Raw genomic sequence first — 20417 nt, forward strand, 5'->3', positions numbered from 1 at the left:
AAAATCCCCACCGTGATTTTCGCGTGAGAGCGCAATCACAGCGGATTCCACCCACATCCGAGTACCCACGAACCGCTGAGCCTGGTGTGACACGGAAGCTCGGGGGGTGAGGTGTCCGGGGGTTCATTCTCAAGAACCAGAAGAAAACTCCAGGAGGCACGGAATGCCCATGCCCTGGGTGCGGCGAGGGGAGGAGGCAATGCCTACCGGCGGTACGAGGGAGCTGTTCACTGTCCGGCGTGCCACGGAGGCGGGGTTGGGCAGCAACGCTTCCGGAGATCCGGCCCCGGGGTGCCGCTGCAAGGGCTTGGGCGTGTGTCCACATTGGCGGAACCGAAATTCCATCCAGGTGGCCGGTACGACGGTGGGGCAAAAAACTTTCAGTGTTCACGTAAATCAGCTCTCCACGACAAACGGAGTTCCCATGGCGACGGAGAAGGCGGAGCGCGTGCGAACGCGGGAAAGCGGCCTGGGTTACCGAATGGGACCGGGGCTGGCGGCGGTGGCGGAGGTGGGGGAGCTGCACTCGGCGGGGAGGCTGGTGCAGCTGTCGCCGGAGCATCTGACGTTGAGCCTGGCGAGGCCCACGGGGCTGAGGCCGGGCCAGCGGACGAACGTGCTGTTGGGCGTGGGAGGCGAGGCCCAGATGCTGAGGGCCGAGGTGGTGAACGAGTACCAGCCGGGCCCGGAGGAGCGGCCGGAGCTGAGCCTGCGTTTCGTGGCGCCGCCGCTGGACCAGGGCCGTCACATCGTGACGATGCTGGAGGGCTGGAGGGATCTGGGCCAGCTCGAGGCGCCGAGCTCGCACCCCATCTGGCGGGAGCGGATTACGCGGGTGGACCGGATTGGCCGCATCTTCGAGGCGCTGACGGCGAGGCGGTGCCGGGGGATGGCGCGGTGCGCGGGCGGGGATGTGGAGCTGGTGGCGGCGCTCTACGACAAGTACGACGGGCGGGTGTCGTGGGAGGTGAGAGGCTCGCTGCCGCCGGTGCCGTTCACGCTGGAGGTGTTTGGCTTCAGCTCGGTGCTGCACTTCTGGGTGGAGCACGCGGTGTACGAGGACGGGCTGTGGGGTGTGCCGCTGCCGCGGGAGCTGGTGCGCTACCGGCACCGCAAGCTGAGGAGGGCACCGGCGGGAGAGGGGTGCTCGGCGCGGTTCGGGCATCCGCTGTGGCCGCAGGTGCGGGTGGAGCGGGAGCTGACGGATATCTCGTACGAGGGTCTGTCGTTCGCGACACAGCCGGGGGAGGACCTGCTGTACCCGGGGCTGGTGCTGCCGGAGCTGGAGGTGGGGGTGCCGGGAGGGGAGCCGGTGAGGATGCGGGCGGAGGTGCGCAACATCACGGGCACGGCGCTGGGCCGGCGGTGCGGGATGAAGGTGGAGCCGCTGGGGGAGCGGGAGCTGGCGCGCTGGCGGGAGCTGGTGGAGGAGCAGAGCCATCCGAACACGCGGGTGTCTGGGGATTGGAACCGGGGGACGTGGGAGCTGTTCGAGCGCTCGGGGTACTTCCGGCTGTCGGGGAAGAGCCCGGGGGACTTCGCGCGGATGCAGGCGGAGTACCGGGAGGCGCACGAGAGGCTGGAGGGGTACCGGAGGCTGGGCTACCGGGTGGTGAGGCCGATGCCGGGTGGGGAGTCGGTGGAGGCGAGCCTGTCGTGGCTGAAGCCGTACTCGGGGAGCTGGCTGGCGCACCAGCTGGCGAGACACCAGCCGCGCAACGAGAAGCTGAGGAGCACGGCGCGCGAGGCGTTGCGGGACGTGTATTTGAGAGGGTTCGAGCCGGCGCAGACGGATCCGGAGGTGAAGTGGTTCCTGGCGTACTGCGAGGCGAACGTGAGGTGGGTGCGCTTCACGGCGTTCGACTTCGCGGAGTGGTACCAGCACACGGGGCAGGCGTGCATGGTGCCGTTCCGCTTCATGGAAGCGGACGCGAGGCGGGAGTGGGAGATGCCGGAGGGCTTCAGCCTGGGGGCGCCGGCGGAGGAGGAGAAGGCGGCGCTGTTCGAGCGGCTGAAGGAGACGAGGCCGGAGGCGTACCGGGAGGCATTGGACCTGGTGCCGGAGCGGTTCGGGCTCGAGAGTCTCAAGGCGAAGTGGGCCGAGGCCGGGCTGAAGCGGGAGCGGGACGTGCTGGTGGCGCGGAAGGACGGGCGCGCGCTGGCGGTGGGAATCCTGGAAACGGCGCACGTGGGGTTGAACCTGTTCCACGTGCTGGACGGGCTGCGAGTCATTTCGCTGGTGGACGAGGCCTCGGAGGAGGGGCAGCAAGCGCTGCTGGCGCTGCTGGCGGGAGCGGCGGAGTGGTACCGGGCGCGAGGGCTGAACGTGTTCGTGCACTACGTGGAGACGGAGCACACGGGGTACACGGAGAAGGCGAAGCTGGTGGACCTGGGAGAGGGACGTATCTGGATCCTCTCGGCACAACTGCTGCCGGACTTCATCGAGCACCTGTGCGAGGCGACGACCCCGAGGGGAGATCTGTGAGCAAATATCCCCTCGCCCCCCGGGAGAGGGACGGGGTGAGGGTGCCACGTCTCCCGGGTTGAGCCCGTGCGATGCTCCCTCTCCCTCTGGGAGAGGGCTGGGGTGAGGGATTGAGCGGTCCGTTCCTGTCCAGACGGCCTGTCAGAGCAAGCTCAATCCATCCGAACCGTTCCCATGTTCAACAGACAGGAATGGCTTCGGATGGAGGGTGACGATGTTTCCCTTTTATCTCCGTGGACCGCAGTTCTTGATGTTCTACATCACGCTGCTGGGGGTGGGATTCATCGCGGCGTACCTCCTGATCAAGAGGCTGCGCGGGCCGGGCGACGAGGGCACGCCAGCGGATCGCGATCTCGATCCCTACGCGATGGCGTTCCTGGCGGGGGGCGGGAAGAGGGCAGCCGATACGGTGATTGCCCATCTGGTCGAGCGGGGCGATCTCGTCTACGACGCCCAGGCCAAGCGCCTCCTCAGGGGCGAGCGAGCCCACACCTCCAGGTTCTGGCATCCGCTCGAGCTCGCCATCCACGACTCCCTGCCCGAGGACGGGCGGTCGATCGGATCGGTCCATCAACAGGCGATGGTGGTCGCGGAGGAGCTCTTCGCGAAGGAGCTGATCAGGAAAAGGTTGCTGCTCTCCAGCGATGAGCGCCTCCGGCTCAAACGCATCCCCAGTTACCTCCTGGGAGCGATCATCATCATCGGCCTGGTGAAGCTCGACCTCGCCCAGTCGTGGAACCGGCCCACGGGATACCTGAAGGTGCTGCTCGTCGTGGGGACGGTGGGGTCCATCCTCTTCGTCAAGCGCATGACGCGGGACACGCGGACGCTCCGGGGCAAGCGGGTCGTCAAGACCCTGTGCCGGCAGAACGCGGCGCTCGTCACCACGGCGCGGGCACAGGCGGCGTCCGGGTTGCCGGAGAAGGAGTCCCTCCTGCTCATGGGGCTCTTCGGCCTCTCCGTGGTGACGCTGCCCGCCCTGGCGGAGTTGCAGCACTCGCTGCTGCACCTGGCGGCTCCCCTCATGAGCGGTGGCGGCTGGACGTCCGGGGGAGGAGGTCCCTACTGGTACGGCGGGGGCGGAGGAGGGAGCAGCTGCAGCGGCTCGGGCGGCAGCAGCTGCGGAGGAGGCGGAGGCAGCAGCTGCGGGGGTGGGGGCGGTTGTGGCGGCTGTGGAGGCGGCGGATGACACCTGGGGAGCGGTGGCCGGGGACGTTGGGGCTCGGGATGGGCTGGAGGCCCGAGCTGGCCCACTTCATCGATCGCCATCCGGGGCTCGGCTTCGTCGAGCTGCTCGCGGAGGACTTCGAGCCCCGGGGTCCCTTGCCGCCGGCGCTGGAGAACCTGCGCGAGCGGGGGATGACGTTCGTGCTGCACGGGGTGTCGCTCTCGCTGGGGGGAGCGGCACCCCCCGAGCCGCGCCGGTTGGAGCACCTGGCCCGGGTCGCGGAGCGCGTGGGCGCGGTGCTCGTCAGTGATCATGTCTGCTTCGTGAGGGCGGGGGGCCTCGAGTCGGGACACCTGCTGCCGGTGCCGCGCACGCGCGAGATGCTGGAGGTGCTGGTGGAGAACGTGCGGCTGGCGCGGGAGGCGCTGCCCGTCCCGCTGGCGCTGGAGAACATCGCCACGCTGGTCGAGTGGCCCTCGCCGGAGCTGGACGAGGCCACCCTGCTCGCGGAGCTGGTGGAGCGCACGGACACGCTGCTGCTGTTGGACCTGGCGAATCTGCACGCGAACGCGAGGAACCATGGCTGGGAGCCGCTCTCGTGGCTGGAGCGTCTGCCATGGGAGCGGCTCGCCTACGTGCACATGGCGGGAGGCGTCGAGCAGGGGGGCCGCTACCACGACACCCACGCGCACCCGTTGCCGCGCGAGCCGCTCGAGCTGCTCGCGGCCCTGTGTGAACGGACCCGGCCCCCGGGCGTGCTGCTCGAGCGGGATGACCATTTTCCACCGGACGCGGAGCTGGCGGCGGAGCTGGACGCCATCACCGGAGTCCTCTCGCGAGGGGAGGGGGCGCATGCCGTCCGATGACGCACGGCACCGGCTCGAGCGGGCGCAGGCCGGCTTCCTGCGGGCCCTCACGGGGAGCGCGCCATCGCCTCCGGGTTTCGAGCGCTCGGACGTGGAGGCGGCGGCGGAGTCCCTCGCGTCCAAGCGGCGCCGGGCGGTGGCGCGGACCTGGCCCTCGCTGGCCCGGGCCCTGGGAGACGGGTTCCGGGAGAGATTCGATGCATTCGCCAGACAGACACCGCTGCCCGCGCGGGGTGGGCCGCTGGCGGATGGACGCGCCTTCATCGAGCTGCTGTCCCGGGAGGGCCCCCTGCCGGAGGCCGTGAGCCGGCAGGTGCTCGGGGTGGATCTCCGCTTCCGCCGGAGCGGAGATGGACTGGTGCCGCGCCGGGGATTCTCGCTGGTGCATGGCGTGCTGCCAGCAAGCGGGTACCGCCTCCTGGGTATCCGTTGGGCGGGCCACGGCGAGCGCTGGTTCAGACTGCCCGCAGGCATGGCAGTCCCGGTGGTGCTCGGCCGCCGCTGGTCGTCCCAAAGGTCGTAGTACCTGTTCACCCCGCTCATGGCGCTCTCGTGGCAAGCTACTCGGACCAGACGAGCGCCAGATCCAGTTCGAGGGCCTCGAAGGGCTCGGCGCGTACCCGCTCGCCTCCGGCGAAGGAATGGACGAGCAGCCATTCCCTCTCGATGAGCCGGAACACATCAATCGTCTGGGCCAGCGGATCCACGTGCCACACGTGCCGCACGCCTTCCCGGGCGTAGATGCGCATCTTGTGGCCCTTGTCCCTGCGCCGCGTGCGCTCGGAGAGGACCTCGCACGCCCAGTCCGGCGCGAGATCGTAGTGTGCTGGAGCCTCTTTGCCTCCCACGGCGCGCGGCAGGCGCTCACGCCTCCACCCGGCGAGGTCCGGTACGAGCTTGTCCGGGCCGGGGCCGAGGTGCAGCTCGGGTTCATCGATGATGACCCACCCGCCCGGTCCACTGCTGCCAAACTTGAAGGGCCCCATGAGGATGCCGCCCAGGTTCGACGTGACGTTGGCATGCGGGCGGGCCGGACGCGGACTGAGGTGCAACGCACCGTTCATGATCTGCGCCACCATCTCCTCCGGCGCTGCCTGGAAGGCCGCCTCGACGGACGGGGCGTTTCGCTCGGTGGACTCGGACTCGGGTGGACGGCGGATGGCCATGACTGAGGATTTCATCATGCCCCTCGCCCCGTGCAATGCCGGGGCCGGGAACCGTCTCCCTTCGAGACTCTCCACTCGACACCCTACGCGCGCGCGTCCTTCCACTGCAGCTCCGTCAGCTCCCGGCCGAGCTGCTCCCTCCGGCTCTCGGCCTCGGTGACGGCCTGCCCCCATCGCTCGACGTCATGGGTCCGCGCCTGCTCGGGCGAGAAGATCTCCGCCACCTTCCGCAGCAGTCCGCACAACCTCTCCACATCCGCGCGCGAATTCTCGGTGGCCTCCTTCAGCCGCCGCAGCGAGTCCTCCAGCAGTGGCTCGGCCACCACGCGCTTCAGCTCCTCGGCGGTGTTCACCTTCGCGCCCCTGCCCAGCAGGCCCGCGAGCACGCCTCCGAGCAGCGCCGCTCCCAGCACCGCCCACCCTCCATGCTTGCGCGCCACCCCCGTCACCATCGCCGCGCCCACTCCCGCCACTCCGCCCCTCTTCGCGAAGCCCCAATCGAAGAAGAGCGAGCGCGGCTCCACGAGCCGGCCGAACCGGTCCGCCAGCTCCAGCCGCGCCTTGCCCCCGGCCTTGTCCTCCACGTCTCTCGCCAGCTCGCGCGCCAGCACCTGGTCGAGCCGCTGGCGCAGCGCGTGCGAGCGCGGCTCCACCCGCGCGCCCAGCTTCTCCCGGAAGGCCCGCGTCAACGCGCGCTGTGTCTCCGGCAGCCGCGGCTCCAGCTCGCGCACGCTCTCCTCCGCGAGCCGGGGCAGCTCGCCCTCCAACCGCCGGCCCTCCTCCCGCAGCAGATCGTCCAGGCCCAGCCGCAGGCGCGTGAGCGTCTCCGGCCTCAGCCTCGCCAGCTCCCTCATCCCCAGCAGCGCGTGCACGTCCGCGAGCACGCCGCTCCAGTCCTTCAGCGCCTCCTCGAGCAGCACCCGCTGCCGCCGCGCCAGCGCCTCCGCCACCTGCGCGCGCAGCGCCTCCAGCCCCTCGCCCGTGCTGCCCGACACGGTGAGCACCGGCAGCGTCCGCGCGGGCACCGCCTCCCGCAGCACCGGCTCGAGCCGCTCGCGCGCGGTGCCCGCCGGCATCCCCTCGGGCAGCGCATCGCAGCGCGTGAGCACCACCTGGAGCGAGCCCTCGGGGAACGCCTCGGCGAGCCGCGGCAGCCACGCCAGCACCTCCCCGGACGGTGCCTCCCCCGCCGTGAGCACCAGCAGGCAGTGCTCGGCCAGCCCGCCCACGCTCAGGCCTCCGGTTTCCCCGCCGCCGCCCGACTCCACCTCCAGCCACTTCCAGGGCACCTCCGTGCCCAGCGCCCGCTTCAGCGTGCTCTTGCCCACCCGGGCCGCGCCCGCCACCGCCACCACCGGCCGGGCGATCCGCTCCAGCTCCGGCTCTCCTCGCTCCAGCTCCCGGGCGAACGGCACCTGCTCGAACAGGTGGCTCCGCTCGTCCGAGAGCCGCCGGGCCAGCTGTGCCTGCTCCCGGATGTGTGCCTCGTGCTTCATGGCCCTCCTCCCTCGCACCGTCAGCGTAGCGCACCCACGCCCGGTGATATGTTCGTTGCGGAACACTCGCCGGTCGTGGCATCAGGAGTTGCACTGACGAAGCAGCCATGCCGCGAAGGCGCTCATCAGGCGGGCGCTGCTCCCCGCCAGGGATGTGGGGAGCAGCGGGCAGGGGGGAGAGGCCGATCGTGGCCGAAAGAACCGAACCGGTTTGAGGCCATACCATGATGAACATCCCGGGCCACACGTTGCTCGAGCCCCTGCGAGCGACGAGCGCCAACCACCTCTTCCACGCCGTGTGTGGGGCGGACAACCGGCCCGTCATCATCAAGACGCCCCTGCAGCCCTCGCCCGGCCCGCGCGAGTGGGAGCGCTACCGGCGTGAGCAGGGCCTCCTCCAGCGGCTCCGGGACGTGCGAGGGGTGCCCCGCGTCCATGCGTGCGAGCTCACCCACTCGCGCCCCCTGCTGCTGCTGGAGGAGGTGGAGGGGGAGCCCCTGTCCAGACGCGTGGGCCAGCGGCTGGAGATCACCCGCTTCCTCTCGCTGGCGATCTCCCTGGCCGCGACGCTCGGCGAAATCCACCGGCGCGGCGTCATCCACAAGGACCTGAAGCCCTCCAACCTCATCCTCACGCCAGAGGGGGAGGGGTGCATCATCGACTTCGGCTCGGCCACGCTGCAGCGGGTGGAGCACGTGGACTCGGCGCTGTCCTACGCCATCGAGGGGACGCTGGCGTACATGTCCCCGGAGCAGACGGGGCGGATGAACCGGGCGGTGGACTACCGCACGGACTTCTACTCGCTGGGCGTCACCTTCTACGAGCTGCTCACGGGCGCGCTGCCCTTCCAGGCGCAGGACGCACTCGGCTGGTTCCACGCGCACCTGGCCGTGCGTCCGAGGCCGCCGCACGAGGTGCTCGAGTCGGTGCCGCCCGCCCTGTCGGCCATCGTCATGAAGCTGCTGGCGAAGGTGGCCGAGGAGCGCTACCAGGGCGCGGACGGGCTGAAGGCGGACCTGGAGCGGTGCCGGGAGCGGCTGCTGCGCGGGGAGCGCGAGGCCTTCGCGCTGGGCGAGCAGGACTTCCCGCACCACTTCCAGATGCCGCAGCGGCTCTACGGGCGCGAGGCCGCCGTGGCCACGCTGTTCGAGCGCTTCGAGCGGACGGCGCGGGGAGGCCGGCCGCAGCTGGTGCTCGTGAGCGGCTACTCGGGCATCGGCAAGTCGGCGGCCGTCCACGAGCTGCAGCGGCCGGTGGTGGAGCGGCGGGGCTTCTTCCTGCAGGGCAAGTTCGATCAATTCCAGCGGGACGTGCCGTACGCGACGCTGTCGCAGGCCATCCGCGGGCTGGTGCAGCAGCTGCTGGCGGGCACGGACGAGGAGCTGGCGACGTGGCGCGAGCGGCTGCACGCGGCGTGGGGCGAGCAGGGCCAGGTGCTGGTGGAGCTGGTGCCCCAGTTGGAGCTCGTCGTGGGCCGGCAACCCGCCGTCCAGGAGGTGCCGCCCGCCGAGGCGCAGCACCGCTTCCACCGGATCTTCCAGCGGTTCCTCGGTGCCTTCACCCACGCCGGGTATCCGCTCGTCGTGTTCCTGGATGACCTGCAGTGGGCGGACCTGGCGAGCCTCAATCTCATCCAGCACCTGCTCGTGGACCCGGAGGTGCCGCCGGTGCTGTGGGTGGGGGCCTACCGCGACAACGAGGTGAGCCCCTCGCACCCGTTGATGCTGATGCTGGATGAGCTGCGCAAGACGGACGCGCGCCTCACCGGCATCCGGCTCGAGCCGTTGAGCCGCGGGCAGCTCCAGCAACTCGTGGCCGACGCGCTGCCGGGAGTGGGGGAGGACATCGTCGCGCCGCTCTCGGCCGTGGTGCTGGAGAAGACGGGGGGCAATCCCTTCTTCCTCATCCAGTTCATGCTGACGCTGCACCAGGACGGGCTGGTGACGCGCACGGCGGAGGGGCGGTGGCGGTGGGATGCCGCGGGCGTGCGGGCCCGGGGCTACTCGGACAACGTCGTCGACTTCATGGTGGGCCGGTTGCGCCTGCTGCCGGAGCAGACGCAGCACCTGCTGCGCCTGGCGGCGTGCGTGGGCAATGTCTTCCCGCTGCCGATGCTGGCCCTCGTCTCCGGCCTCACGCGGAACGAGGTGGAGGACGGCCTCGAGCCCGCGCTCCAGGAGGGCCTGGTGGCGCGCGGGGGCCCGGAGCAGTTGCGCTTCCTCCATGATCGCATCCAACAGGCGGCGCAGGCGCTCATCCCCGAGCGGGAGCGCAAGGCCGTGCACCTGCGCATCGGCCGGCTGTCGTTGGAGCGCCTGACACCCGAGGAGCTGCGCGAGAAGCTCTTCGACGTGGTGGGGCAGCTCAACGCCGGGTTGGAGTTGCTCACCACCCCCGAGGAGCGGCTGCGCGTGGCGCGGCTCAACGCCGAGGCGGGCTGGAGGGCCAGGCGCTCGACGGCGCACCGCTCGGCCATCGTCTATTTCACGACGGCCTTCGAGCTGATTCCAGGAGATCCGTGGACGACGGACCCCGCGTTCGCCTTCCAGCTGCGGATGGACCAGGCCACCAGCGAGTTCATGAGTGGCAACACCGCCGGGACGCTCGCCCTGGCCGGGGAGCTGCTCTCCCAGGCGCGCACCCCCGCGCAGACCGCCGCCGTGTACCGCCTGAGGAGCGAGCTGCACCTGGCCGCCGGGGAGATCCAGGCGTCCGTCTCCAGCCTGCTGGAGTGCCTGGAGCGGCTGGGCATGCCCATCGCGCTCCATCCCTCCTGGGAGGAGGTGGTGGCCGCCAACGACGAGGTGTGGGCCCTGCTGGGCGAGCGCTCCATCGAGAGCCTCGTGGAGCTGCCGCGGGTGGAGGATCCGGACCTGCAGGCGGTGCTCAGCATCCTGGGCGCCCTCTTCACGCCCACGTTCTTCACCGACAACCACCTGCTCATCCTCACGCTCTCACGGCTGGTGGCGCTCAGCCTGCGGCATGGCAACAGCGAGGCGTCCGTCCACGGGTACTCCTGGTACGGCCTGGTGCTGGGGCCCGCCTTCAAGAAGTACCGGGAGGGGTATGCCTTTGGCGAGCTCGCCTGCGCGCTGGTGGAGCGTCATGGCTTCGCCTCGGCCCGGGGCATGGCGCTCTACAGCCTGGAGCTCATCAACTACTGGACGCGGCCCCTGTCCCGCTCGCTGGAGCTCATCCGCGGCGCCTTCCACCACGCGCTGCAGGGCGGGGACTTCCAGGTGGCGTGCTACTGCTGCAACCACATCGTCACGGACTGCCTCGCGCTGGGCTACCCGCTGGATGACGTGTACGCGGAGTCCGTGGCCCGCTACGACTTCGCCCACCGGGCCGGGTACCTGGACGTGCGCGAGGTCATCCGCTGCACGCGGGCCTACATCCAGCAGTTGCGCGGGCACACGCGCTCGTTCGGCTCGCTGAGCGGCGAGGAGCTCGAGGAGGAAGCCTTCGAGGCGGGGCTGACGCCCGAGCGCATGAGCACCATGCGGTGCTGGTATTGGATTCTGAAGATGCAGGCGCGCTTCATGTGCGGCGCGTACGCGGAGGCGCGGGAGGCGGGAGAGAAGGCCGCCGCGCTCGCCTGGTCCTCCCTCGGCCACATCCAGCTGCTGGATTTCCACCTGTACCGGGGGCTGACGCTGGCCGCGTGTCCACCGGGGGAGGCGCCCGGGGAGCGGGAGCGGTGGCTGGAGGAGATTGGCGGGCACCAGCGGCAGCTGGCGGAGTGGGCGGGCCATTGCCCCGAGACCTTCCTGGCGCCCGAGCGGATGGTGGCCGCGGAGCTGGCCCGGGTGATGGGGCGCAACGAGGAGGCGGCGCGCGCCTACGAGGACGCGGTCCACTCGGCCCGGGAGCATGGCTTCATCCAGAACGTGGCGCTGGCCAGCGAGCTGGCGGCGAACTTCTGGCGCGAGCGGCGCTTCCAGACGATCGCCGACGCCTATGCGCGCTCGGCGCGGGAGGCGTACCTGCGCTGGGGCGCCCTGGGCAAGGTGAAGCAGTGGGAGGCCCGCTGGCCGGACCTCGCGCTCGCGGTGGACTCCCAGGGATGCGAGGACAGCACGGGCTCGACGCGCATCGACGCGCTGACGGTGGTGAAGGCCCAGCAGGCCATCTCCGGGGAGATCGTCCAGGAGCGGCTGGTGAACACGCTCCTGCAGGTGGCCCTCGAGAACGCGGGGGCCCGGCGGGGCGCCCTGGTGCTGGCGCGAGGGGACGAGCTCCGGGTGATGGCCATCTGCGGCGTCTCCCCGGGAGAGGCCCTCGTCCAGCCGGAAGCCGAGGCGTCCCGGGAGCTGCCGTGGACGCTCCTCTCCTACGTCAAGCGCACGCGCGAGCACGTGCTCCTCGGCGATGCCACGCGGCCCCATGCCTTCGTGGCCGACGAATACCTCGCGCGGGGCCGGGTCCGCTCGGTGCTGTGCCTGCCGCTGCTGCGCCAGGAGGCACTCTACGGCGTGCTGTACCTGGAGAACGAGCTGACCACCGAGGCCTTCACCCCCGAGCGCCTCACGCTGCTCGGGCACCTGGCCTCGCAGGCCGTCATCTCCATGGAGAACGCGAGGCTGTACGCGGAGGTGCAGCACGCGGAGGCGGCGCTGCGGCGCGCCAATGACGAGCTGGAAGCACGGGTGGAGGAGCGGACGCGGGAGCTGAGGCAGGCCCAGGCCCACCTGGTGGACACCGCGCGCGCGGTGGGCATGACGGAAGTGGCCTCCAACGTGCTGCACAACGTGGGCAACGTGCTCACCAGCGCCGTGGTCAACCTGGAGGTGCTGCGCGAGACGGTGGCGGGCTCGCGCCTCGGCCGGCTCAAGCAGGTGTCGGCGCTGTTGGAGGAGCACCGCGGGTGCCTGGAAGAGTTCTTCACGAGGGATCCCCGTGGGCTGCGGATGCCGGACTACATCTCCGCGCTCGCCGAGACGCTCCTGGCGGAGCAGACGAAGGTGTGCGACGGCCTGACGGAGATGGGCTGGCACGTGGAGCACATCCGCTCCATCGTCCAGGTGCAGCAGGACTACGCCAGGACGGCGCTGCTCCTCGACGAGTGCGAGCTGTCGGAGCTGGTGGACGACGCGCTGCGCATCCAGATGCCGGCGCTCGAGCGCCACGGCGTCACCGTCATCCGCGAGGTGAGGGATTCACGCCGGGTGCGGGTCGACAAGCACAAGGTGCTGCAAATCCTCATCAACCTCATCAGCAACGCCAGGTACGCGCTGGATGGGGTGCCCGAGGGCGAGCGGCGGATGTCCGTGAGGCTCTCCCTGGAGGGGGACCTGGCGCGCATCCAGGTGGTGGACAGCGGCGTGGGCATCTCGCAGGGCATCCGCGAGCGGCTCTTCTCGCACGGCTTCACCACGCGCCGGGACGGGCATGGGTTCGGCCTGCACTCGAGCGCGCTGGCGGCCCAGCTGCTGGGAGGCCACCTGCTGCTGGAGAGTGACGGGCCAGGCAAGGGTGCCACCGCCACGTTGGAGCTCCCGCTCCAGTAGGGAGTGGACGTGGCCGGAGGGGGGCGGGGAGGGTCGTTTGACGGGGCTCCTCGGGCCCTGGCAGCCTCGACGTCCCTTCCCCCAGGTGAGCAGGAGCCTCCGTCGTGACCGACCTCTTCACGCCGCTGTCCCCGACCCAGAAGGCCGACTTCCACCGGCGCTACCTCGCCTACCTGCGCGGGCGCGACGGCGAGCCCCAGTGGCAATCCCATACGTTCTCGGTGCGCGAGGCGTTCTACCAGGAGGTGGAGCAACGGCCCGTGCGGCGCACCGGAGCGCCCGTGGTGCGCCAGGACGTGTTCGACCGGCACCACGTGCGGTACCGGCCCGAGGAGAAGCTGGACGAGCCCACGCTCTGGGCGCTGTGCGTGGCGAAGACGAACCGGAGCGAGCGCTTCGGCGTCGAGTACGCCCACCGGATTGGCACCGCGGAGCGCAATGGCGATCCGGGGGACCCGGCGACGTACATCGGAATCGAGGAGTTCTATCACACGCGGATTCTGCGGGACGCGCTGCGAGTGATTGGGCTCGAGATGGAGATGTTGGATCCGGGCCTCGGCCAGCAATGGCTCATCAAGACGATGGCGCGGCTGCCGAAGAAGCTGGGCCTGCCGTTGATTCTGTGCGGGGAGATCACCGGCGTGGCGATGTTCCACCTGCTGCTGCACAAGGCGCGGGAGCTGTTCTCGGACCAGCCGGAGCCGCTGGCGCGCATCGAGGAGCTGTTCGCGCAGATCATGGTGGATGAAGTGGGGCACGTGCACTACGCGCGCAGCCAGCTGGACGGACCGGGGCTGGCCATCGCGAAGCGGCTGCTGCCGTTGGTGGCACGCGGCATCGTGGATGGGATGCCCGAGTACTACCAGCTCTTCGGACGCGAGCGGCTCATGGAGGAGGTGCTCCGCGCCGACGTGGACGCCGCCGCCCGGCCGTACCCGGATCGCTTCATCCCGTTCGACACGGAGGAACGGGCCCGGTCCGCGGCGTGAGGGCCTCCTTCATCGCGGGCGACTCTGCGGGATGGTCATCGGATGGCGAGTCGGAGGCTGGCGCAGCACGATTGGCCTGCTAACTTGCGTGGCAGCGCGGGATGTGCCCGCGCGGAGCCAGGGACGATGCTCGAGACGCTAGAGCTGAAGTACGTAGGGCCAGCACAGCATATGATGCTGGGGTTCAACCCCCGGCTCAACCTGCTCACGGGCGACAACGGGCTTGGCAAATCCTTCATCCTGGACACGGCCTGGTGGGCGTTGAGCCGCACCTGGCCAGGAGAGGAGGCTCAGCAGGCGTGGCCTCAGCCCGGACGCCGCAAGAAGGCCTTCATCTCCTACCAGGTTCGCGGAAAGAGCAGATCCAGCAAGCAGACCGCCCGGTTCGATCTCAAGACCTGGTCCTGGAAGCGCTCGCAGGGAAGAAAGCCCAATCCGGGGCTCGTCATCTATGCCCGCGTCGAGGGCGGCTTCTCCGTCTGGGACCCTGCCCGGAACTACTGGAAGGAAGGGAAGCTGGACGAGGGCGGTCTCCCCGAACGCAACCACGTGAATTCCTATCAGTTCTCGCCCAGGACGCTCTGGTATGGATTGCCCGGCGAGGAACCGAATACCCTGCTCTGTAATGGCCTCATCAGCGATTGGGTCACCTGGCAGCTCAAGGACTCACCTGAATACAAGACACTCTGTGAGGTGCTCGAGGTCCTTTCTCCCGGAGAGGCGGAGACCTTGAAACCGGGAGAGCCCGTGCGCCTCAGCCGTACCGATGCACGCGTGTATCCCAGCCTCGAGCTCCCCTACGGCAGGATTCCCATCATCCATGCCTCCGCCGGAGCCCGCCGCATCCTCGCGCTCGCCTATCTGCTCGTGTGGACCTGGCACGAGCATGTCCAGGCCTCGCATCTGGCCGACGAGCTCCCCACGGATCGCATCGTCCTGCTCATCGATGAGTTGGAAGCGCATCTGCATCCACGCTGGCAGCGGCTCGTCCTGCCGGCCCTGCTGAAGATCGTCACACGTCTGCAGGAGGGGGCCAGCATCCAGGTCATCGCCGCCACGCACGCACCCCTCATGCTGGCCTCCGTCGAGCCGTTGTTCGACACGGAACGGGACGCGCTCTTCGATTTCGATCTCGTGAAGGATGCACACGGAGCGAGGACGGTTCAGGTACGCAAGACGCACTGGCGCCCGCGAGGAGATGCGAATGCCTGGCTCGTCTCCGACATCTTCGACCTGGGGGAACCACGCTCCGTCGAAGCCGAGAAGGCGCTCGAGCAGGCCACGGCGGCCCTGCGCGACCCCGGGTTGGACATCAAGGAGGTCAGGCGCATCCACCGCCAGCTGCACAAGGTGCTCAAGGACACGGACCCCTTCTGGCCACGGTGGGAACTGAGAGCGCGTGCCGCGGGAATCGCGCCATGATTCACGTCGAGCCCCAGCCCGAGCCCAGGGACTTCGATGCGAAGGTGCGCCGGCCCGGCCGGAAGGTCCTGACACGCAGTCCCCAGAAGATGCCGGAGTTGTGGCGCAAGTGCCTGGGCCAACTCTGGGATGCCTATGGGGGTATCTGTTCCTATCTGTGTGTACGGATCGCACCGGGCACGGGGTCGCGTACCGTCGAGCATCTTGCTCCCAAGTCGCAGAACCCCCGTCTGGCCTACGAGTGGTCCAACTTCCGGCTCGTCTGTTCCTTGATGAATGCCCGGAAAGGGGTCTTCGAGGATGTCCTGGACCCCTTCGACGTGCAGGACGGTTGGTTCATCCTGGAGCTCTCCTCGCTCGAGGTGCTGCCCGCTCCCGAGCTGAAGGCCAGCGTGAGACGGCGGGTGCTGGACACCATCCACCGTCTGAGGCTCAACGACCGGGAGTGCCGCAAGGCTCGCGAGGAGCACTACGACGCATACCTCCGGCACTTGAGGGACCCGAGCGAAGGTCTCACCTTCAAACAGCTCATGGAATGGAGCCCTTTCGTGGCCATGGAGCTGAAGCGGCAAGGCCTCGTTCCCTCGGCGCTTTCACCCGCGCGCGCCGCGGCTCGACGCAAGAAGGCCAGGGCGAAGCGGCCAGTGCCCAGGTAGGGCCTTTCGTCTGCTCCAGATTCCGCCCCGCTACACCCCCGGAGCCGTGCCCTGGGCGCGCTCCTCGCGGCGGCGGCGCACGGCGCGCCAGAGGAGCCACAGCCCGAGCAGCAGCACCAGCACCGCCGCCACGGTGAACATGGCACCCATGCGGCTGGCGCGCGGCCGGTTGTCGTGCCACAGCGTGAAGCCCGGCGTCTCGGGGTTCTTGAGGAACCGGTTGACGGAGACGACGGTCCGGTTGGCCTCCTTCTCCTCCTCCATCCACTGGTGCGACAGCGGGAACTCGCCCCGGACGGTGACGAGCACCGGCCGGTAGATGTTCTGCTGCTCGCCCCGGGGACTGCGGCTCCGCTCGACCCGGGCTTCCTGGATCTCCCCCGGGTAGAAGGCGAGCGGCCGCTCCTTCGTCAGCCAGCCGCTGCGGGTGAGGGCACAACCCCCGCCCCGCTGACACTGCAGCTCGATGCGGGCCTTCGTGTCCAGGAAGCTCAGCCCGAAGATGAAGAAGGGCACGGACAGGGCCAGCACGCCCAGGGCGGCGATGAACAGGGAGCGCGAGGGGGTGACGGAGGGCGCGGAGTCGCTCACGGCCCCGTCATAAACCCGCTCCCGGGTGCGGAGCACGCGCAAACGCACGTCCCGCTCCGTTGGACCGGTACGCACCCCGCCCCTCCCGAGTGTCCACCACCGGTGCCCCCTCCTCCTTCCCGGGTGCGCTCCGGGTGAATCCAGGGCATCGACGGGACTCCCAGGAGGTGGAGATGAAGGCGGTGGCCGTGTTCCCGAAGGGCCGCGAGGTGAAGGTCATCGACGTGCCGGAGCCCACGCTGCGCTCGCCTGGCCAGGTCCGGGTCCGCACGCTCGAGGTGGGCGTGTGTGGCACCGACAAGGAGGTGGTGGAGCAGAAGCACGGCAAGCCTCCGGAAGGGGAGGACCACCTCATCGTCGGCCACGAGTGTCTGGGCGAGGTGGTGGAGGTGGGCGAGCAGGTGAAGAACCTCGAGCCCGGGGACCTGGTGGTGCCGCGCGTGCGCCGGCCGTGCCCCCGGGCGGAGTGCGCACCGTGCCGCGCGGGGTACTCGGACTTCTGCGTCACCGGCGAGTACACCGAGCGGGGCATTCAAGCGGCCCACGGCTTCTGCGCGGAGCTCTTCGTGGAGGAGGCGCTCTACCTGCACCCGGTGCCGCGCGAGCTGCGGGGCGTGGCGGTGCTGACGGAGCCGCTCACCATCGCGGAGAAGGCCCTGCGCGAGGTGGGGCACATCCAGACGCGCATGCCCTGGGAGAAGAAGGAGGGCGGCCGGGCGGTGGTGCTGGGCGCGGGGCCGGTGGGCCTGCTGGGCGCCATGGCGCTGATGCGCGCGGGCTTCCAGACGACGATGTACTCGCGCTCGCCCAAGCCCAACCCCAAGGCGGAGATGTCCGAGTCGCTGGGCATGCCGTACGTGTCCTCCAAGCAGCACCGGGTGGAGGAGCTGGTGAAGCAGCGGGGACGGGCGGACGTGGTGTACGAGGCGGCGGGCGTGGCCAGCGCGGGCTTCGAGCTGATGAAGGCCCTGGCGCCCAACGGCGTGTATGTCTTCACCGGCGTGCCCGGCGGCGAGGAGGGCGAGCTGGACGAGGGCGAGCTGATGAAGCAGTGGGTGATGAACAACCAGGTGGTGCTCGGCACGGTGAACGCGGCGCCGGAGGACTTCGAGGCGGCGGTGGCGGACCTCGGGCGCTTCCGGACGAAGTGGCCCGGTGGCCTGGAGCGGCTCATCACCGCCCGGCATGCCCCCGAGGACTACGCCGAGGTGGTGACGGGTCGGAAGGGAAGCCACATCAAGGACATCATCGTCTTTTCCCGGGGGTGAGAAACGGGTGACACTGCGTGGGTCCCCTCTCCCCCTGGGAGAGGGCTAGGGTGAGGGTCTCTCAACCCCGAGGACACCCGCGTCCCGCGAAGAGGAGAAGCACATGGAGGGAGCCTGGCTGGACATCTCGGTGCCGTTTGGTGAGGAGCCGCCGCCGGAGGGCACGACTGAGGCACCGAGGGCGGGGCTTCCGGAGAGCTCGGCGGAGCAGGCCGAGTGGCTCAAGCGCGCGGCGTGGATGGGCACGTACGTGACGGCCCCGCCGAGCCTCGAGTTGGATCTGGAGGACATGGAGCGGCTGCCGCTGACGGCCACGGTGGGCAAGGCGCGGGTGCTGCTGCTGGACGACGTGGACTGCATCCGGGCCGACTCGCTGGCCGAGTACGAGCCGAGGGCGGGGGAGCGGTTGCTGCTGCGCACGCGCAACTCGCAGCGCGAGTGGTGGAAGCGGCCGCATGGGGAGGACTTCGTGCGCTTGTCGGACGCGGCGGCGCGGCTGCTCATCGAGCGCCAGGTGGCGTGCGTGGGCGTGGACTACGTGTCGCGCTCGGGCTTCCACTCGGACGGCGTGGCCGTGCACCAGCTGCTGCGCGAGGCCGGGGTGTGGGTCATCGAGGGCCTGGACTTGAGCGACGTGAAGGTGGGCATGCACGAGCTGGTGTGCCTGCCGCTGAACGTGAAGGCGGAGTGGGGCTCGCCCGCGCGGGCGTTGCTGCGGGCGATGCGCGAGTAGTCCACAGGACGGCATTCGGATTACGCATGGGCGGAGGGGTTCTGGGTCCTCTGCCCGTTTCCTTTGCTTGTGGAGCTCGGGGTGCCGTGCTCATGATTCAGGCCCCATGCCGGTGCCGCTCCTCGAACTCTCGGTGAAGAACTACAAGAGCCTCCGGGACGTCACGGTGCGGCTCGGGCCGCTCAACGTGCTGGTGGGACCCAACGGGAGTGGCAAGTCGAACCTGCTCGACGTCATCCAGTTCCTGGGAGACTCGGCACGGGAGGATCTGGTGCCGTCATTGGAGCGGCGCCAGGGCTTCGAGCGGGTGTACTTCCGCGGTGGAAGCAAGACAGCTCGTCTCCCCACCATCAGCATCCACGTCAAGGCGAACGTCACCTCCTATGCCCACAAGGGGGCGCCGGATGAGTACGGGCTCAGCTTCGAGCGGATGCGGATAGCGAGGCGTCTCCAGCAGCAAAGAGGGCGTATCCCCATCTTCCAGACCTATCTGACCCGAAGTGAGCACTTCACCTTCAAGCCCTCCAAGGGCCGTGGGCGGCGTATCACCATCAGCGGCGAGAAAGCGGAGTTGGTCGAGACGCGCGGCGAGAAGAAGACGACGCACGGTTTCGCTCTTCGTAGCGATTCGCTGGGGCTCTCCACCCTGCCACGGCTCTCCGCCGCGCAGGGCGGCGACGCGGTCCGCAAGATGGCCGAGCTCTTCTCCACCTTCCGGGTCTTCGACGTGGACGCCCGTGCCGCGAGACAGCCGTCCACTGTCTCGAGCAGCCCCACGCTCCAGCCGGACGCCAGCAACCTCGCGGCCTTCCTCCACTACTTGAGCCAGGACGAGGAGACCTTCGAGCGGCTGCAGGAGGACGCCCGCGCCATCGTCCCGGGTCTCGAGCGCATCCACCTGCGAAAGGTGGGTGGGGCCGCCGAGGCCGTCACCGTCGAGTTGGAGGAGTCTGGCCTGAAGGGGCGCACGACACTGGCCGAGGCCTCCTTCGGCACCGTTCGTGCACTTGCGCTGCTGGCCATGCTCTACGACCCGAACCCTCCGCTGCTCACCTGCGTGGAGGAGATCGATCACGGTTTTCACCCGTACGTCTTCGACCGGCTGGTCGAGCGTCTGCGCTGGGCCTCCAAGCGCACGCAGTTCCTCATCGCGACGCACTCACCCTCCTTGGTCAACCGGCTGCGAGCCGATGAGCTCATCGTCTGTGAGCGAGACCCTCGGACCGGGGAGTCCCGCATCCCCGCGGCCGATCCGGAGAAGGTCCGGGCCATGGAGCAACGGGCCGAAGGCAGGATGGGGCTTGGGGAGCTCTGGTTCACCGGAGCGCTTGGAGGTGTTCCGCGGTGAGTCTCAAGAAGGGGAAGCATCAGAAGGGAAAGGGTGACAAACGTCCCTCGATCGTTCTGGTCTTTGGTGAGGACGAGAACGACACGAAGTCCATCCGTGAGCTCATCGAGGGTCTTCGACCGGAGCTTGTCGGCCAGGTTCAGCACCGAAGACAACCGCTGGTCCTCATCAAGAACGCACGGCCGGAAGATGTTCCTGAACGCGCCCAGAGGATCGCGGACGCCGTGGATATCGAGCGGGCCACGCATGACGTGGCGTGTGTCTTCGCCCACGAGGACTGCGACGAAGTGGAGCCCAAGCACCTGGAGGTGTGCGCGAAGATCGAGACGGCCTTGGCGAAGGCTGGCTGCCCGGCACACGCAGTGGTGCCAGCCTGGGAGTTGGAGGCGTGGTGGTTCATGTGGCCCGATGCGGTCCAAGCCGTGAGACCGAAGAGCTGGCGTGCTCCCGATGACCATCTCGGCAAGCGAGTCGGGCTCATCAAGGACGCCAAGGAGGAGCTTCGCAAGAGGGTCGTTCCCAAGGATCTCAAGCCCGAGAAGCGCAAGGGCTTTCCGCACTACCAGGAGTCCGACTCACCGGCGATCGCACGGCAGGTTCGTGAGAAGAATCTGGCGCGGAGGCCCGGGGCGAAGAGCGATTCCTACTCACGCTTCGTGTCGAGCGTAGATGAGTGCACGGTTGGATGACGCTTGGATGGTCCTCGTAGCGACATCCGA

The 20417-nt window shown here is 69.4% G+C and carries 15 protein-coding genes; 12 read left to right on the forward strand and 3 right to left on the reverse strand.

Annotation, left to right across the window (positions count from 1 at the left end):
- The first annotated feature begins 424 nt into the window (after positions 1–424).
- From AC16DP_RS39555 to AC16DP_RS39570, 4 genes are all read left to right on the forward strand, one after another.
- Complete coding sequence (locus tag AC16DP_RS39555; RefSeq protein ID WP_329733090.1) at positions 425–2485, forward strand: PilZ domain-containing protein; 2061 nt, start codon at positions 425–427, stop codon at positions 2483–2485.
- Between the two features lie 250 nt (positions 2486–2735).
- Positions 2736–3674 (forward strand): TIGR04222 domain-containing membrane protein, encoded by a 939-nt coding sequence (locus AC16DP_RS39560; protein WP_329733131.1) that lies wholly within the window; start codon positions 2736–2738, stop codon positions 3672–3674.
- On the forward strand, positions 3671–4519 hold the full coding sequence (locus AC16DP_RS39565) for an MbnB/TglH/ChrH family RiPP precursor modification enzyme (RefSeq protein ID WP_329733089.1): 849 nt from the start codon (positions 3671–3673) through the stop codon (positions 4517–4519). Before AC16DP_RS39560 ends, AC16DP_RS39565 begins: the two co-directional genes overlap by 4 nt.
- Positions 4506–5042 (forward strand): SCO6045 C-terminal-like domain-containing protein, encoded by a 537-nt coding sequence (locus tag AC16DP_RS39570; protein WP_329733088.1) that lies wholly within the window; start codon positions 4506–4508, stop codon positions 5040–5042. Before AC16DP_RS39565 ends, AC16DP_RS39570 begins: the two co-directional genes overlap by 14 nt.
- A 37-nt stretch (positions 5043–5079) precedes the next feature.
- On the opposite strand, the gene AC16DP_RS39575 is transcribed toward AC16DP_RS39570, so the two are convergent.
- A complete protein-coding gene (locus AC16DP_RS39575; RefSeq protein WP_329733087.1) occupies positions 5080–5703 on the reverse strand; it encodes a Uma2 family endonuclease in 624 nt (207 codons plus the stop codon).
- A gap of 65 nt (positions 5704–5768) precedes the next feature.
- On the reverse strand, positions 5769–7181 hold the full coding sequence (locus tag AC16DP_RS39580) for a hypothetical protein (RefSeq protein ID WP_329733086.1): 1413 nt from the start codon (positions 7179–7181) through the stop codon (positions 5769–5771).
- A 224-nt stretch (positions 7182–7405) separates the two neighbouring features.
- On the opposite strand from AC16DP_RS39580, the gene AC16DP_RS39585 reads away from it, so the two are divergent.
- From AC16DP_RS39585 to AC16DP_RS39600, 4 genes are all read left to right on the forward strand, one after another.
- On the forward strand, positions 7406–12691 hold the full coding sequence (locus tag AC16DP_RS39585; protein WP_329733085.1) for a trifunctional serine/threonine-protein kinase/ATP-binding protein/sensor histidine kinase: 5286 nt from the start codon (positions 7406–7408) through the stop codon (positions 12689–12691).
- A 104-nt stretch (positions 12692–12795) separates the two neighbouring features.
- Positions 12796–13680: a hypothetical protein gene (locus AC16DP_RS39590; protein WP_329733084.1), complete on the forward strand. Its 885-nt coding sequence runs from the start codon at positions 12796–12798 to the stop codon at positions 13678–13680.
- 126 nt (positions 13681–13806) lie between these two features.
- Positions 13807–15102, forward strand: coding sequence for an AAA family ATPase (locus tag AC16DP_RS39595; RefSeq protein ID WP_329733083.1), 1296 nt, complete (start codon positions 13807–13809; stop codon positions 15100–15102).
- Positions 15099–15758, forward strand: coding sequence for an HNH endonuclease family protein (locus AC16DP_RS39600; RefSeq protein ID WP_329733082.1), 660 nt, complete (start codon positions 15099–15101; stop codon positions 15756–15758). The genes AC16DP_RS39595 and AC16DP_RS39600 overlap by 4 nt, the downstream gene beginning before the upstream one ends.
- A 30-nt stretch (positions 15759–15788) precedes the next feature.
- On the opposite strand, the gene AC16DP_RS39605 is transcribed toward AC16DP_RS39600, so the two are convergent.
- Positions 15789–16424: a hypothetical protein gene (locus tag AC16DP_RS39605; protein WP_329733081.1), complete on the reverse strand. Its 636-nt coding sequence runs from the start codon at positions 16422–16424 to the stop codon at positions 15789–15791.
- A 98-nt stretch (positions 16425–16522) separates the two neighbouring features.
- On the opposite strand from AC16DP_RS39605, the gene AC16DP_RS39610 reads away from it, so the two are divergent.
- The 4 genes from AC16DP_RS39610 (at position 16523) to AC16DP_RS39625 (ending at position 20387) form a co-directional block, all read left to right on the forward strand.
- Entirely contained in the window at positions 16523–17617 is a 1095-nt protein-coding gene (locus tag AC16DP_RS39610) for a glucose 1-dehydrogenase (protein WP_329733080.1), read from the forward strand.
- Between the two features lie 103 nt (positions 17618–17720).
- Positions 17721–18350 (forward strand): cyclase family protein, encoded by a 630-nt coding sequence (locus AC16DP_RS39615; protein ID WP_329733079.1) that lies wholly within the window; start codon positions 17721–17723, stop codon positions 18348–18350.
- 106 nt (positions 18351–18456) lie between these two features.
- Positions 18457–19698 carry an AAA family ATPase gene (locus AC16DP_RS39620; protein WP_329733078.1) on the forward strand — a complete coding sequence of 414 codons (1242 nt, stop codon included), beginning with the start codon at positions 18457–18459 and terminating at the stop codon, positions 19696–19698.
- Positions 19695–20387 carry a hypothetical protein gene (locus AC16DP_RS39625; protein WP_329733077.1) on the forward strand — a complete coding sequence of 231 codons (693 nt, stop codon included), beginning with the start codon at positions 19695–19697 and terminating at the stop codon, positions 20385–20387. Before AC16DP_RS39620 ends, AC16DP_RS39625 begins: the two co-directional genes overlap by 4 nt.
- Positions 20388–20417: the final 30 nt, after the last annotated feature.

The sequence above is a fragment of the Archangium sp. genome (genome assembly GCF_057119385.1).

What these genes read in the sequence shown, in the direction of transcription:
- AC16DP_RS39575 (WP_329733087.1), bottom strand. Translation starts at nt 5,703, where the DNA reads ATGATGAAATCCTCAGTCATGGCCATCCGCCGTCCACCCGAGTCCGAG.
- AC16DP_RS39585 (WP_329733085.1), top strand. Translation starts at nt 7,406, where the DNA reads ATGATGAACATCCCGGGCCACACGTTGCTCGAGCCCCTGCGAGCGACG.
- AC16DP_RS39570 (WP_329733088.1), top strand. Translation starts at nt 4,506, where the DNA reads ATGCCGTCCGATGACGCACGGCACCGGCTCGAGCGGGCGCAGGCCGGC.
- AC16DP_RS39555 (WP_329733090.1), top strand. Translation starts at nt 425, where the DNA reads ATGGCGACGGAGAAGGCGGAGCGCGTGCGAACGCGGGAAAGCGGCCTG.
- AC16DP_RS39615 (WP_329733079.1), top strand. Translation starts at nt 17,721, where the DNA reads ATGGAGGGAGCCTGGCTGGACATCTCGGTGCCGTTTGGTGAGGAGCCG.
- AC16DP_RS39580 (WP_329733086.1), bottom strand. Translation starts at nt 7,181, where the DNA reads ATGAAGCACGAGGCACACATCCGGGAGCAGGCACAGCTGGCCCGGCGG.
- AC16DP_RS39565 (WP_329733089.1), top strand. Translation starts at nt 3,671, where the DNA reads ATGACACCTGGGGAGCGGTGGCCGGGGACGTTGGGGCTCGGGATGGGC.
- AC16DP_RS39610 (WP_329733080.1), top strand. Translation starts at nt 16,523, where the DNA reads ATGAAGGCGGTGGCCGTGTTCCCGAAGGGCCGCGAGGTGAAGGTCATC.
- AC16DP_RS39600 (WP_329733082.1), top strand. Translation starts at nt 15,099, where the DNA reads ATGATTCACGTCGAGCCCCAGCCCGAGCCCAGGGACTTCGATGCGAAG.
- AC16DP_RS39620 (WP_329733078.1), top strand. Translation starts at nt 18,457, where the DNA reads ATGCCGGTGCCGCTCCTCGAACTCTCGGTGAAGAACTACAAGAGCCTC.
- AC16DP_RS39595 (WP_329733083.1), top strand. Translation starts at nt 13,807, where the DNA reads ATGCTCGAGACGCTAGAGCTGAAGTACGTAGGGCCAGCACAGCATATG.
- AC16DP_RS39560 (WP_329733131.1), top strand. Translation starts at nt 2,736, where the DNA reads ATGTTCTACATCACGCTGCTGGGGGTGGGATTCATCGCGGCGTACCTC.